This is a genomic window from Streptomyces sp. NBC_01017, assembly GCF_045162795.1.
GTDB lineage: Bacteria > Actinomycetota > Actinomycetes > Streptomycetales > Streptomycetaceae > Streptomyces > Streptomyces machairae.
The window spans coordinates 3855302-3868817 of sequence record NZ_CP108683.1 but is presented as its reverse complement, the minus strand read 5'-3'; the positions used below and the strand labels follow the sequence as shown (position 1 = coordinate 3868817).

General features: G+C 71.0%; 15 protein-coding genes. 10 read left to right on the top strand and 5 right to left on the bottom strand.

All coding sequences use genetic code 11. The features are described 5' to 3' along the window. Positions 1-20 precede the first annotated feature (20 nt). On the top strand, positions 21-977 hold the full coding sequence (gene meaB / locus OG331_RS17455; RefSeq protein WP_328879269.1) for a methylmalonyl Co-A mutase-associated GTPase MeaB: 957 nt from the start codon (positions 21-23) through the stop codon (positions 975-977). 180 nt (positions 978-1157) lie between these two features. Further along, a complete protein-coding gene (locus OG331_RS17450) occupies positions 1158-2393 on the top strand; it encodes an MFS transporter (RefSeq protein WP_406197155.1) in 1236 nt (411 codons plus the stop codon). A 14-nt stretch (positions 2394-2407) separates the two neighbouring features. Here OG331_RS17450 and OG331_RS17445 read toward each other — a convergent pair whose 3' ends face one another. Continuing rightward, the gene (locus OG331_RS17445; protein ID WP_406197152.1) at positions 2408-3097 is read right to left on the bottom strand and encodes a PepSY domain-containing protein; all 690 of its coding nucleotides are present in this window, start codon (positions 3095-3097) and stop codon (positions 2408-2410) included. A gap of 160 nt (positions 3098-3257) precedes the next feature. On the opposite strand from OG331_RS17445, the gene OG331_RS17440 reads away from it, so the two are divergent. Together OG331_RS17440 and OG331_RS17435 are read left to right on the top strand one after the other, a co-directional pair. Further along, the gene (locus OG331_RS17440) at positions 3258-3926 is read left to right on the top strand and encodes a response regulator transcription factor (RefSeq protein WP_363040767.1); all 669 of its coding nucleotides are present in this window, start codon (positions 3258-3260) and stop codon (positions 3924-3926) included. Continuing rightward, entirely contained in the window at positions 3923-5380 is a 1458-nt protein-coding gene (locus tag OG331_RS17435) for an ATP-binding protein (RefSeq protein ID WP_406197149.1), read from the top strand. Before OG331_RS17440 ends, OG331_RS17435 begins: the two co-directional genes overlap by 4 nt. Before the next feature lie 23 nt (positions 5381-5403). On the opposite strand, the gene OG331_RS17430 is transcribed toward OG331_RS17435, so the two are convergent. The 4 genes from OG331_RS17430 to OG331_RS17415 all read right to left on the bottom strand — a co-directional run bounded on the left by OG331_RS17430 (position 5404) and on the right by OG331_RS17415 (position 8067). Then, on the bottom strand, positions 5404-5880 hold the full coding sequence (locus OG331_RS17430; protein ID WP_328879264.1) for a MarR family transcriptional regulator: 477 nt from the start codon (positions 5878-5880) through the stop codon (positions 5404-5406). A 102-nt stretch (positions 5881-5982) separates the two neighbouring features. Continuing rightward, positions 5983-6738 (bottom strand): AIM24 family protein, encoded by a 756-nt coding sequence (locus tag OG331_RS17425; RefSeq protein ID WP_406210076.1) that lies wholly within the window; start codon positions 6736-6738, stop codon positions 5983-5985. Positions 6739-6782: 44 nt separating this feature from the next. Further along, positions 6783-7433: an AIM24 family protein gene (locus OG331_RS17420; RefSeq protein WP_328884319.1), complete on the bottom strand. Its 651-nt coding sequence runs from the start codon at positions 7431-7433 to the stop codon at positions 6783-6785. A 1-nt stretch (position 7434) separates the two neighbouring features. After that, positions 7435-8067, bottom strand: a complete 633-nt coding sequence (locus tag OG331_RS17415) for an AIM24 family protein (protein ID WP_362380851.1) — start codon at positions 8065-8067, stop codon at positions 7435-7437. A 215-nt stretch (positions 8068-8282) separates the two neighbouring features. Here OG331_RS17415 and OG331_RS17410 point away from each other — a divergent pair, with 215 nt between their 5' ends. The 6 genes from OG331_RS17410 to OG331_RS17385 all read left to right on the top strand — a co-directional run bounded on the left by OG331_RS17410 (position 8283) and on the right by OG331_RS17385 (position 13503). Further along, entirely contained in the window at positions 8283-8627 is a 345-nt protein-coding gene (locus OG331_RS17410) for a DUF3817 domain-containing protein (RefSeq protein WP_362380493.1), read from the top strand. Continuing rightward, complete coding sequence (locus OG331_RS17405) at positions 8624-8917, top strand: MTH1187 family thiamine-binding protein (protein WP_328879262.1); 294 nt, start codon at positions 8624-8626, stop codon at positions 8915-8917. The genes OG331_RS17410 and OG331_RS17405 overlap by 4 nt, the downstream gene beginning before the upstream one ends. Before the next feature lie 452 nt (positions 8918-9369). Next, entirely contained in the window at positions 9370-10482 is a 1113-nt protein-coding gene (locus OG331_RS17400; protein WP_406197144.1) for a SchA/CurD-like domain-containing protein, read from the top strand. Positions 10483-10526: 44 nt separating this feature from the next. Then, positions 10527-10991 (top strand): cupin domain-containing protein, encoded by a 465-nt coding sequence (locus OG331_RS17395; RefSeq protein ID WP_369273455.1) that lies wholly within the window; start codon positions 10527-10529, stop codon positions 10989-10991. Further along, on the top strand, positions 10988-12259 hold the full coding sequence (locus tag OG331_RS17390; RefSeq protein WP_406197142.1) for a beta-ketoacyl-[acyl-carrier-protein] synthase family protein: 1272 nt from the start codon (positions 10988-10990) through the stop codon (positions 12257-12259). The genes OG331_RS17395 and OG331_RS17390 overlap by 4 nt, the downstream gene beginning before the upstream one ends. Beyond that, a complete protein-coding gene (locus OG331_RS17385; RefSeq protein WP_406197140.1) occupies positions 12256-13503 on the top strand; it encodes a ketosynthase chain-length factor in 1248 nt (415 codons plus the stop codon). The genes OG331_RS17390 and OG331_RS17385 overlap by 4 nt, the downstream gene beginning before the upstream one ends. The last annotated feature ends 13 nt before the right edge of the window (positions 13504-13516 follow it).

The window sequence follows — 13516 nt, the reverse complement described above, 5'->3', positions numbered from 1 at the left end:
CCTTTCCGAACGGAGCAGTGATGCAGGACGTCTCCACACTCGTCGCCCAGGCGAGAGAGGGCCGGCCGCGTGCCGTGGCCCGGCTGATCTCCTTGGTGGAGGGGGCGTCCCCGCAGCTCAGGGAGGTCATGGAGACGCTGGCGCCGCTCACGGGCAACGCGTATGTCGTCGGCCTCACGGGTTCGCCCGGAGTCGGCAAGTCGACATCCACGTCGGCGCTCGTGACGGCGTACCGCAAGCAGGGCAAGCGGGTCGGCGTCCTGGCCGTCGACCCGTCCTCGCCGTTCTCGGGCGGCGCGCTGCTCGGCGACCGGGTCCGGATGTCGGACCACGCCTCCGACCCCGGCGTCTACATCCGCTCGATGGCGACGCGCGGCCACCTGGGCGGCCTCGCGTGGGCCGCCCCGCAGGCGATCCGCGTCCTGGACGCGGCGGGCTGCGACGTGGTGCTCGTCGAGACGGTCGGTGTCGGCCAGTCGGAGGTGGAGATCGCCTCCCAGGCGGACACGAGCGTCGTCCTGCTGGCCCCGGGCATGGGGGACGGCATCCAGGCGGCCAAGGCGGGCATCCTGGAGATCGGCGACGTGTACGTCGTCAACAAGGCCGACCGTGACGGCGCCGACGCCACCGCCCGCGAGCTCAACCACATGCTCGGCCTCGGCGAGTCCCGCGGCCCGGGCGACTGGCGTCCGCCGATCGTCAAGACGGTCGCCGCCCGCGCCGAGGGCATCGACGAGGTCGTGGAGGCCCTGGAGAAGCACCGCGCCTGGATGGAGGAGCGCGGAGTCCTCACCGAACGCCGTCGCGCCCGCGCCGCCCGCGAGGTCGAGACCATCGCCGTCACGGCCCTGCGCGAACGCATCGCGGACCTGCACGGCGACCGCAGGCTCGGGGCACTGGCGGAGAAGATCGTCGCCGGGGAGCTGGACCCGTACCGGGCGGCGGACGAGCTGGTGGAGGGGCTCACGGGGGCCTGACCTCCGAAGCGCCCCGAGAGCATTACCCGTGGTCAACTTCCGCCTTCCGCTGCTAGGTTGATGCGCATGTACCTCCTCTTGGCATAGGGCACGCCTGCCCGCGCACGGTGAACGACCGCTCGGTCGTGACCGGCGCGGCGCCCCGGCGTCCCCTTTTCCGCCTCGAGTCGAGGAACCCCCGTGTCTTCCACACACGACGTGCGGCCTTCGTATGCCGCCGTTCTCCGGATCCCCCACGCCCGCCGCACCTTCGCCGCAGCCCTGACCGGCAGGCTGTCGTACGGCATCGCCCCGCTGTCCGTGATGCTCGCCGTGACCCGGTCCTCCGGGTCGTACGCGGTGGCGGGCGTGGTGATGGCGCTGTTCTCCGCGACCAGCGTCTTCCTGTCGCCCGCGAGGGCGGCACTCATCGACCGGTACGGGCCGCGCCGGGCGCTCGTGCCGATGGTCGCGGTCCACGCCGGGCTGCTCGGGCTGCTGGCGGCGCTCCTCTGGCGTCCCGGTGCCGCCTCGCCGTTCGTCCTCGCTGCCGGCGCCGCCCTCGCCGGTGCCTGCACTCCGCCGCTCGGACCCACCATGCGGGCCGTGTGGGGGCGGCTGGCCCCGGACCGGGCGCTGATGCAGCGGGCCTACAGTCTCGACGCCGTCGCGGAGGAACTGCTCTTCGTCTCGGGGCCGTTGCTGGTGGGCCTGCTCGTCGGGTTCGCTCCGCCGGCGGCGGGCATCGTCGTGGGCGCGGCGCTGATGGTGGCGGGGACGGCCGGGTTCGTGTCGTCGCCCGCGGTGCGCTCGGTGCCGGCCGGCAAGCGCGAGCCGGGTCCGGACGCGGCCGGGCGGCGGGTCCTGCGCGGTCTGGGGCGGCCGGTGATCGCGGCCGCGGGGGTCGGCCTCGCCCTGGGCGTGGTCGACCTGCTGGTCGTGGCCTTCGCGGAGGGGCACGGTCACGGAGCCGGCAGCGCGGCCTGGGTGCTCGCCGCCCTGTCCGCCGGAAGTGCCGTCGGCGGGCTGCTCAACGGGGCCGTCGAGTGGCGGGCCTCCGCCGGCACCCGGCTGTCCGTGCAGGCGGCCGGCCTGGGGCTGGCGCTGTGCGGTGCCGGGCTGGCCCAGGGGCTCGGCACCCTGGCCGTGGCGGTCGCGGTCGCCGGTGTCTTCGTGTCGCCGCTGATCACCACCGCGTACCTCATCGCCGACGAGGCCGCCGCGCCCGAGGCCCGGGTCCAGGCCGGGGCCTGGGTCAACACGGCCGTCAATGCGGGCATCACGGGCGGTGCCGCGGCGGCCGGCGTGCTGGTCGGATGGCTTCCGGCGGGGGTGTGCTTCGCGGCCACCGGTGCGGTGATGCTGGTGACGGCGGTGGCCGTGGCCCGGCGGGGGGACGCGAAGAGGGGTACGGGACATCCCGTACCCCTCGTGTGACGCGCTGACGCCCGTCAGTCGTCGTCGCCGTCGCGGTCGTCCTGACCGTTGTCCTGGGCGGTGTCGTCGTCGTGGTCCTGGGTGACCTTGCCCGTCTTGAGGTCGACCTTCCACTCGCCCTTGGTGGTCTCCACGCTCCACGCGGCGGGGCCGTCGTCGTCCAGGTCGACGTCGGTGACGGTGCCCTTCGCCGCTCCGGCCTCGGCGGCCTCGCGGGCGTCCACGCTCGCGCCCTTCAGCGCGGCGAGGTCCTCGCGGCCGTCGTTGTCATCGTCGTCGTCGCGCTGGGCGCCGACGACCTTGGCGGTGTCGGGGGAGACCTGGACGTTGTACTCGGTGCCGTCGCCCTTGACGACGTTCACGTCCCAGGCGCCCGCGTCGGCGCCGTCGTCGTCCCGGTCGGCGGAGACGGCCGTGCCCGGCGTGTTCTTCAGCGCGGCGGCGATCGCGTCGGCGGCGCTGATCGTGGAAGCACGGACCTCGGTGGCGTCGTCGCTCCGGTCGTCCGCGGCATCGCTGCGGTCGTCGGTCGCGTCGTCCTTACGGTCGTCGGCGTCGTCGTTCCGGTCGTCGTCGGTGACCCGGACGTTCGTCTGACGCTGGGTGGGCGCGTTGCCGTCGTCGGCCGACGCGTAGGCCGCGACGGTGCCGCCGCCGACCAGAGCCGCGGCGGTGACGGTGGCGATGACGATGTTGCGCTTCATGGGGTTCCCTCCCAGAGTGTTGTGTTTCACAACGGTTCACGACTCTTGGTGTCGTTTCATGTCGCTCGGTTTCGACGAGAACCAATCTGCCGAACCGACGCTGAGAGGAACCTGAAGCCCCCTGAAGAGATCTTCAGCTTCGTTTTGCCAGGCTGTACGCATGCGCCTGTTGATCGTGGAGGACGAAAAGCGGCTCGCCCTGTCGCTCGCCAAGGGCCTGACCGCCGAGGGGTACGCCGTGGACGTCGTCCACGACGGCCGGGAGGGGCTGTTCCGGGCCTCGGAGGGGTCGTACGACCTCGTGATCCTCGACATCATGCTGCCCGGCATGAACGGCTACCGCGTCTGCGCCGCCCTGCGCGGCGCCGGCCACGACGTGCCGATCCTGATGCTCACCGCCAAGGACGGCGAGTACGACGAGGCCGAGGGGCTGGACACCGGCGCCGACGACTACCTCACCAAGCCGTTCTCGTACGTCGTCCTCGTCGCCCGGGTCAAGGCACTGCTGCGGCGCGGGGGACAGGGTGCCGGGGCCTCGCCCGTGCACGTCCACGGCGACCTCAAGGTCGACACCGCCGCCCGCCGGGTCTTCCTCGGCGACGACGAAGTGTCCCTCACCACCAAGGAGTTCTCGGTCCTGGAGCAGCTCGTGCTGCGGGCCGGCGAGGTGGTGTCCAAGGCCGAGATCCTGGAGCACGTCTGGGACTTCGCGTACGAGGGCGATCCGAACATCGTCGAGGTGTACGTCAGCACCCTGCGGCGCAAGCTGCGCGCCGGGCTCATCAAGACGGTCCGCGGCGCCGGATACCGGCTGGAGAAGGAACGATGAGAAGGCTCTTCGGCTCGGTCCGGTCGCGGGCCACCCTCGCCGCCACCCTCGTCGTCGCCGTGGCGCTGGTCGCGGCCGGCGCGGCGGTCCTGCTGTCGCTGCGGTCCAACCTGATCGACCAGGCGGGCAACGACGCGGAGCGCACGGCGCAGAACGTCGTCGCCCAGCTCGCCGCCGGGAAGCCGTACGACCAGCTGGACATCGACGACGACAGCCCGGTCCAGGTGGTCGACGCGAACGGCCATCTCGTCGCGGCCACCGAGGACCTGGAGCGGATCAGCGGCACGGGCACCGACGCCGTGCAGCCGCAGCCGCGGAAGGGTGACACGGGGGGTACGGGCAACACCGCCGGGCCGGGCGGCGAGGACGCCGACGACGACGCGGACGACGGCAAGGCAGACGCTTCGGACGACGACACGGCCCAGGACGCCGGCGAGATCGGCGAGGTGAGCGCGCTCACCGACGGCTCGGCGACGATCGACGGCGACCCCGCCGACTACCGCTTCGCCGCCGTCCCGGTGGAGACCGAAGACCGGGGCACACTCACGGTCTACGCAGGCGGCTCCCTGGAGGCCGAGCAGAGCGCCGTGAACTCCGCGCTCACCGTCATGCTGATCGGCTTCCCGCTGCTGCTCGGCGTCGTCGCGGCCGTGACCTGGCTGGTCACCCGGCGCGCACTGCGCCCGGTCGAGGGCATCCGGCGCGAGATGGCCGCGATCACCGCGTCCGAGGACCTCGCCCGGCGTGTGCCGCAGCCGGACACGCACGACGAGGTCGCCAGGCTCGCCCGCACCACCAACGAGACGCTGGCCGCGCTGGAGACCTCCGTGGAGCGCCAGCGCCGGTTCGTCGCCGACGCCTCGCACGAACTGCGCAGCCCGATCGCGTCCCTGCGCACCCAGCTCGAAGTGGGCGTCGCCCACCCGGAGTTGCTGGACGTGCCGGGCGCGGTGGAGGACACCGTACGGCTGCAGCGCCTCGCCGCCGACCTGTTGCTGCTCGCCCGCCTGGACGCGGGGGAGGGGCCCGGCGACAAGCGGGTCGACCTGGGTGAGGTGGCGCGGCGGGAGGCGCGGGGCCGGGAGAACGTGGCCGTCGAGGCGGACGTCGCGGAGGTGGCCGGGTCGCGGGGGCAGTTGGAGCGGGTCCTGGGCAACCTGCTCGACAACGCCCAGCGGCACGCCCGGGACGCGGTCACCGTGTCCGTCGGGCGGGACGGGGACTGGGCCGTGGCGGCCGTGGCCGACGACGGGGACGGGGTGGCCGAGGCCGACCGGGAGCGGATCTTCGAGCGGTTCGTACGGCTGGACGAGGCCCGCACCCGCGACGACGGCGGCGCCGGGCTCGGACTCGCCATCGCCCGGGACGTGGCCGCACGCCATGGCGGCACACTCACGGTCCGGGACGCCCCGGCAGGCGGCGCCCTGTTCGAACTCCGCCTGCCGCTCGCCTAGACCCTTCAGCCCCTACCCGGGTGTCACGGACGCCCGCGCTGCCCGCGCAGGTGCTCCGCGATCGGCTTCAGGCCCTTGTCGAGCTCCGCCAGGGCGTCGGTGGACAGCAGGTCGATGAAGTGCCTGCGCACGGACGCCACATGGTGGGGCGCGACCTTCTTCATCGTCTCCATGCCGTGGTCGGTGAGGACGGCGTAGAGGCCGCGGCGGTCGGACTCGCAGTTCTCACGGCGGACCAGGTTCGCGTTCTCCATGCGGGTGATCTGGTGGGAGAGGCGGCTCTTGGACTGGAGGGTGGCCGACGCGAGGTCGCTCATCCGCATCCGTACGTCCTCCGACTCGGAGAGGTTCACCAGGATCTCGTAGTCGTTCATTGTCAGGCCGAACGGCTGCAGGTCTTTTTCGAGCTGGTACGTCAACAGCCTGTTGACCTCCAGGTGGGTGCGCCAGGCGCACTGCTCCGCATCGGTCAGCCAGCGGGTGGCCGTCTCGGTCTCCATGAATGAAGTCTACCTAAAAAGTTGAAAGGCGAACTAGTGAGGGTTTATCTGTGACACGACCGTGTGCGCACACGTTCGATGTCACACTCCGCAGACTACCGCTCACAGCCCGAAGCGACGCTGGAGGTCTCCCAGCTGTCCGGGAAGGCGCGGTGCCCCGGCCTGTTGTGAAGGGCCTGTGTGCGTCCCTCCGGAACCGGGCACTCCGGGCTCCGGCGGAACCGCCCCCGTGGCGTGCTCGGCCATGAGGGTCTCGCTCGACTGGAGCAGGACCGTACCGGCTCCGACGAACTCGAACTGATGCTCCTCTCCGGAGGCCCCGCCGAGGCCTGTCAGTGCACGTAGACCGCCCATCACGCCGGTCATGTAGCCATGGTCGTAGTGATGGCACGGGGAGGGGCAGTCGGCCCAGCCGACGAGTGCCTGTGGGTCCACCCGGATCGGGGGTTCCATGAACACCACCGGACCGTTAGATGCGGCTACGAACTTTCCGGTTCCGATGAGTGTCAGAAAACCCGGCACGATCGACTGCTTGAGAGCAAGAGTTGGCTGAAAAGCGAGCAGGTTGCCGGAGCGAATGGTCAGGTTGCCGTCTTCGAGGTCGAACGAATTCACGTCGAAGGCCCGGTCGGCCAGCAGCATCTTGCCGTTGCCCTCCGCCACGACCCAGTCGCTCGCGTGCAGTGGCGAATGGAAGGACGTACGGACAAGTCGGTCGAGTCGCCCGTGCCCGACGCCGTTGAAGTCCATCGAGCCGTAGTAGGCGATCATCTTCCCCTTCTGCAGGAACCACTGGCTCCCCTTGAGCTCCACGCAGAAGGTGTAGGCGTTGACGTTGTCGTCGGACGGCAGCGTCATCGGGTCGAGGACCGCGGGGCCGCCGGGGGCTTGGTAGGGGGCGCTCACAGTTTCTCCTCCGACGCCTGGACGTACACCGCACCGTTGCCGCTGAGCTCCAGCTGGAAGGCCTCGCCGGAGCCGCGGCCCACCATGTCGCGCCAGCCCAGGGCCGTGGACAGCTTGTTGCGTACGTCGCCGTGGTGGGCGACGTAGGCCTGGGGGTCGACGTGGACGGGCCGTTGCGGGGTGATCGGGATCTCGAAGACGCCGCCGTGCGCCATGACGGCCACGGCCCCGTGCCCCTTGAGGGTGGTCGTGAACAGCCCCTGCCCGCTGATCTGTCCGCGGACCATGCCCATGACCCCGCCCTGCGAGCCGAGGAACATCGTGCCCTGCTGGAGCGTGCCCTCGAAGGCGAGGAGGCGGTCCGCCTCGACGCACAGGGTGTCGCCGGCGAGGTTGATCACCTGGACATGGTGGCCGCCGTGCCCGAAGAGCACCGTGCCGCTGCCCTCGACGGTCATCAGCGGGGTGTCCTCGTTCGCCACCCGGCGCCCGATCATCGACATGATCCCGCCCTGGCCGCCGGCCGTGTTGGGGGTGAAGGACACCTCGCCCTTGTAGGCGAGCATCGCCCCGCGCTGACTGAACAGCCGCTGCCCCGACATGACGGTCGCCTCGACCATCTTGGAGTTGATCTCACGGAAGCCCATCTCAGACATCCCCCGCGATCGTGTTCCGCTCGCTCGGCTGTACGTACACCAGCCCGTCCCCCTCGAACCGGATCTGGAAGGCCTCGCCGCCGCCCTCGCCCATGAGCGTGCGGAAGGTCACACCGGACTGGAAGGACTGCCGCAGATTCCCCTGATGGGCCACATAGGCCCCCGGGTCGACAGTCAGCGGAAACTGCGAACTGACCCGCAGCACGACCGCGGGCCCGTCCGACATGATCGCCGCCTGCCCGTGCCCTTCAACGGTCGTCGTGAAGAGCCCGTTGCCCTGCGAGGCACCGCGCATCCCGGTGAAGGACGTACCGGTCCGCAGCCCACCGTCCGTGGCGAGCAGATTGCTCGACTCCACGTACAGCTTGTCCCCCTGGAGGTTCACGAGATTGATCTCGGAGGCCCGGTCCGCGAACCAGCACGTCCCATGCCCCTTCACCTCCATCACCGTCATCTGCTCACCGGTGAGCCGCCGGGTCACCATGCCCCGGATGCCCTCACCGCCGCCGCTCATCTTCTTGAAGGCCATCTGCCCGTCGTACGCGACCATCGAGCCGTTCTTCGCCTTCACGGCATCACCGGTCATGTCGACGGCGAGCACCTTGCTGCCTTGCAGTCGGAACATCGCCACGCAGCGAAGGTAGCCGCCGGGACCTGCCGCCAACAGATCCCAGAGACGGACTTCACCCCTGACGACACCCCGATCCTCCGGACGCGGAGACGCTGTCATCCACCCGATGCCAACCCGGCGGCCAACGTTTGCCACAATGGGTGAACGTTTGTGCTTGTGTTCACAAGCTGATCCGAGCAGACCTCTCCCGAACCCACCGAAGGTGACCCGTGGACATCAAGACCGCCACCTCCCTCCGCCGCCTCCGTCTCGTCTCGGCCCCCGAGGCGGTGTCGTTCCTGCTCCTGCTCCTGTGCTCGGTGCTGAAGCGGACGACCGACTTCAACGCGGTGCCCGTGATGGGCATGGTCCACGGCGTGCTCTTCATCCTGTACGTGATCTTCTGGGCGGACGCCTGGAACCGCACCAAGTGGTCCCTGAAGACCGCGGCGCTCTACTTCGTCCTCTCCGTCCTGCCGACCGGCGGCTTCTTCGCCGAGCGCATGCTCAAGCGCGAGGCCGAGAACGCGGTGATCGCCTCCCGCGCCCGCAACGAAGGAATCGTGAACGCATGATCGTCGCGTTTTCCGTGACGCCGCTCGGCGTCGGCGAGGACGTGGGGGAGTACGTCGCCGACGCCGTCCGCGTGGTCCGCGAGTCGGGCCTGCCCAACCGCACCGACGCGATGTTCACCTCGATCGAGGGCGACTGGGACGACGTCATGGACGTGGTCAAGCGCGCCGTGGCAGCCGTAGAGGAACGGGCCCCGCGCGTATCGCTGGTCCTCAAGGCCGACATCAGGCCCACAGTGACGGACGGCCTCACCTCCAAGGTGGAAACGGTGGAGCGCCACCTGGCGGAGTAGTGCGCGTATCCCCGCGGCGCGGCACCCGCGTACGGCGCGAAGGGGACGTGCCGGGGGGTGTCCGCCCGCAGCGGTGGGCGTCAAGGCACAGCACCTCTTGAGGCTCGGCAACCGCCCGACCGAGGACGGACACCCCCGGCACGGCCCCGACCCCCGACGCACCGTCAGGCGCCACGCGCACCCCCACCGAACAGCAACGGGCCGCCGCAGGCACAGCCGCGCACCCCCGAACACCCCGCCGACACCCCCTTCTTGGCACCCACCCCGGCCCGCGCCTGACTCAGCGTCGGCGGCCGCCGGACACACAAGCACGGCCAGTTCCCCCCTTTGGCCCGCATGGCTCGCGGACCCCAGAGCCCTGACCCACGATGAAGGCTCAGGGCCGAAACCCGCGTTCGCGCTGGTGGACACGGACGGCCGCCGCTTGCTCCCGCGAAGGAAGGGTCTGCCGGATGACCACTTCGCCCTATACATCCCAGTCGGCGTTCGACGGCTCCAGGATGCGAGTCCTCCTTCTCGTCGACCTCCACGAAGGTGCCGAGCAACAGTTCCTGGACGCCTACGAGCACATGCGCGACCGAGTCGCGTCGGTCCCCGGCCACCTCGGTGACCAGCTGTGCCAGTCCCTGGAGAACCCGTCCCAGTGGCTCATCACGAGTGAATGGGCCACCGCCCCGCCGTACCTCGCCTGGGTGAACAGTGAAGAGCATCTCGAGACGGTCCGGCCCCTGCAGAGCTGCGTCCGCGAACTCCGCTCGATGCGGTACGGCATCGTCCGCGAGACCGGCGGCGCCCGCGCGGAAAAGGCCGGCGGGCTCCAGACGGCCGTAAGGGTGGGCGACGGGGTGATCCGCCACGCCCTGACCTTCACCGTCAAGCCCGGCTCCGAGTCCAAGGTCGCGGAGATCCTCGCCGGATACGCACCGCCCGAGGCCCGCGTCGACGACACCACGCGGCTGCGCCGCACGACCCTGTTCATGCACGGCAACCGGGTCGTCCGCACAGTCGAGGTGGAGGGCGACCTGATGGCGGCCCTGCGCCACGTCTCGCGCCAGCCCGAGGTGCGGGCCGTCGAGGAGGCCCTCAACCTGCATCTGGAGCAGCACCGGGACCTGGCCGACCCCGAGTCCGCGCGGACGTTCTTCATCCGCGCCGCCATGCCGCCCGTCCACCACGTGGCACGCGGCGGCCCGGAGCCGGACGACATCAAGCGGCACGCCCTGTACTACCCGGCCCGCAAGGGCTGCGGAATGGCGCTGGCCCGGTTGCTCTCGCGGCAGGACGAGACCGCGGCGGCCGACCCGGCCGGCCCCGTGCACCGCAGCACCGTCTTCCAGCGCGAGGACATCGTCGTCCGCCTCATCGACGTACGGGGTGATCCCGAGACCGACCCGGTCATGGCGCTCGGCATCCAAGGCCCGAGGAAGGCCGCGGTGCTGGCCCGGCTGCTGGACACCGACGCGCTCGGCGTGGCCGGACCGTTCAGCGGCGGGCGCGAGGCGACCCGCCTCCTGACGCACGCCGACATGGCGCTGATCACCGACCGCAGGGCTGCGCAGTCCTGACCGCGCAGGGACCATCACCCCACCGAACGACCTGGAGACAGACCATGGACAAGATGCGCCCGCGCGTCGTGGACCTCAAAGAGATCGAGCCCAACCGCAAGCGCGGCGGCGACCTGCGCACCCTGCTCACCCCGGTCACGGTGGGTGCCACGAGCGGCTTCATGGGCCTGGCCATCATGCGGCCCGGCGAACGCATCAGCGAGCACTACCACCCGTACTCCGAGGAGTTCATCTACGTCGTCGAGGGCAGGCTGGAGGTCGACCTGGATGGAGAAACGTTTTCCCTCCGTTCCGACCAGGGCCTGATGATCCCCATCGACATGCGGCACCGCTTCCGCAACGTCGGTGACGAGGAGGCCCGGATGGTCTTCCATCTGGGCCCGCTCGCGCCGAACCCCAAGCTCGGCCACGTCGACACCGAGGCACCGGAGATCAGCGACGACCTCAAGCCGTACCCGCTCGTCCAGGAGGAGGGCGGGCAGCCCGAGCGACCCGGAGTGCTCTCGTGACCCGGCGCGTGGCGGTCACCGGCATAGGTGTGGTCGCCCCCGGCGGGATCGGGGTCCCGGCGTTCTGGGACCTCCTCTCCAACGGCCGGACGGCGACCCGCGGCATCACCCTGTTCGACCCCGAGGGCCTACGGTCCCGGATAGCCGCCGAGTGCGACTTCGACCCCCTCACGTACGGCCTCGAACCCAACATCGGAGAACGCGCCGACCGGTACATACAGTTCGCCCTGGTCGCCGCGCAGGAGGCCGTGACCGACAGCGGTGTCGACTTCGCCGCCGAGGACCCCTGGCGCGTGGCCGTGTCCCTGGGCAGCGCGGTGGGCGGCACGACCCGGCTGGAGCACGACTACGTCCTGGTCAGCGAGCACGGGCAGCGCTGGGACGTCGAGCACCGCAACGCCGAGCCGCAACTGCACCGGGCGTTCTCGCCCAGCACGCTCGCGGCCGACGTCGCCGAACGGTTCGGCGCCCAGGGCCCGGTGCAGACCGTGTCCACCGGCTGCACCTCCGGACTCGACGCGGTGGGCTACGCCTTCCACACCGTCGAGGAGGGCCGCGCCGACATCTGCATAGCCGGGGCGTCGGACTCGCCGATCTCCCCGATCACCATGGCCTGCTTCGACGCCATCAAGGCCACGTCGCCCAACAACGACGACCCCGAGCACGCCTCCCGCCCCTTCGACGCCCACCGCGACGGATTCGTCATGGGCGAGGGCGCCGCGGTGCTGGTCCTGGAGGAGCTGGAGCACGCCCGGGCGCGCGGCGCGCACATCTACTGCGAGATCGGCGGCTACGCGACGTTCGGCAACGCGTACCACATGACCGGACTCACCAGTGAGGGCCTGGAGATGGCCCGCGCCATCGACGACACGCTCGACCACGCGCGCGTGGACCCCACCGAGATCGACTACGTCAACGCGCACGGCTCGGGCACCCGCCAGAACGACCGGCACGAGACCGCCGCGGTGAAGAAGTCGCTGGGCTCCCACGCCTACGACACCCCGATGAGCTCGATCAAGTCCATGGTGGGCCACTCGCTCGGCGCGATCGGCGCGATCGAGGTCGTCGCCTGTGTGCTCGCGCTGGCCCGGCAGGTGGTACCGCCGACGGCGAACTACGAGACCCCGGACCCCGAGTGCGACCTGGACTACGTCCCGCGCACCGCTCGCCCCCGCAGGCTCGACAACGTGCTCTCCGTGGGCAGCGGCTTCGGCGGGTTCCAGTCCGCGGTGCTCCTGACGGGGCCGAGTGGGAGGAGACGACAATGAGTGGTCAACGCACCCGGCGCACAGCGGTCACCGGAATGGGTGTGGTCGCGCCCAACGGCCTGAACGCGGACACCTACTGGAAGTCCGTGAAGGAGGGCGCGAGCGTACTGGACCGGGTCACCCGGGAGGGCTGCGAGCACCTTCCGCTCCGCGTCGCCGGAGAGGTCCGCGGATTCGACCCGTCGGCGCTGATCGAGGAGACCTTCCTCGTCCAGACCGACAAGTTCACCCACTTCGCACTGGCCGCCGCCGACGCAGCCCTGCAGGACGCGGGACTCAGCAGCAGCGCCGCCGACTCGCCGTACTCGGTCGGTGTGGTCACCGCGGCCGGGTCCGGCGGCGGCGAGTTCGGCCAGCGGGAACTGCAGAAGCTGTGGGGCAAGGGCTCCCGGTTCGTCGGGCCCTACCAGTCCATCGCCTGGTTCTACGCCGCCAGCACGGGCCAGATCTCCATCCGCAAGGGCTTCAAGGGCCCCTGCGGGGTGGTGGCCAGCGACGAGGCGGGCGGCCTGGACGCCGTCGCGCACGCCGCGCGGGCGGTGCACCGGGGCACGGACGTGGTCGTGGTCGGGGCCGCCGAGGCGCCGCTCGCCCCGTACTCGGGGGTCTGCCAGCTCGGCTACCCCGAGCTCAGCACCGTCGAGGACCCGGCCCGCGCCTACCGTCCCTTCACCTCGGCGGCCTGCGGTTTCGTACCCGCCGAGGGCGGTGCCGTACTGGTCGTGGAGGACCTGGACCGGGCACAGCGCCGGGAGGCGGCCGTCCGGGCCACCGTGGCGGGACACGCGGCCACGTTCACGGGCGCCTCGCGCTGGGACCGGTCGCGGGAGGGCCTCGCGCAGGCCATCCGGGGCGCCCTCGACGAGGCCGGCTGCGCGCCGGAGGAGATCGACGTGGTCTTCGCCGACGCGATGGGCGTGCCCGACGCGGACCGTGCCGAGGCGCTCGCCCTCGCCGACGCCCTCGGCCGGCACGGCACCCGAGTGCCGGTCACCGCCCCCAAGACCGGCATCGGGCGGTCGTACTGCGGGGCGCCCCTGCTGGACATCGTGGCCGCGGTGCAGGCCATGGAGCACGGGCAGATACCGCCGACGCCGGGCGTCTTCGACATCTGCCACGACATCGACCTGGTGACCGGCACGGCACGCCCGGCCGAGCTCCGCACGGCCCTGGTCCTCAGCAGGGGACTGATGGGCTCCAACGCGGCTCTGGTCCTGCGTCGGGGCCCCGAATCCGCCGCATAGAACGACAAGGAGA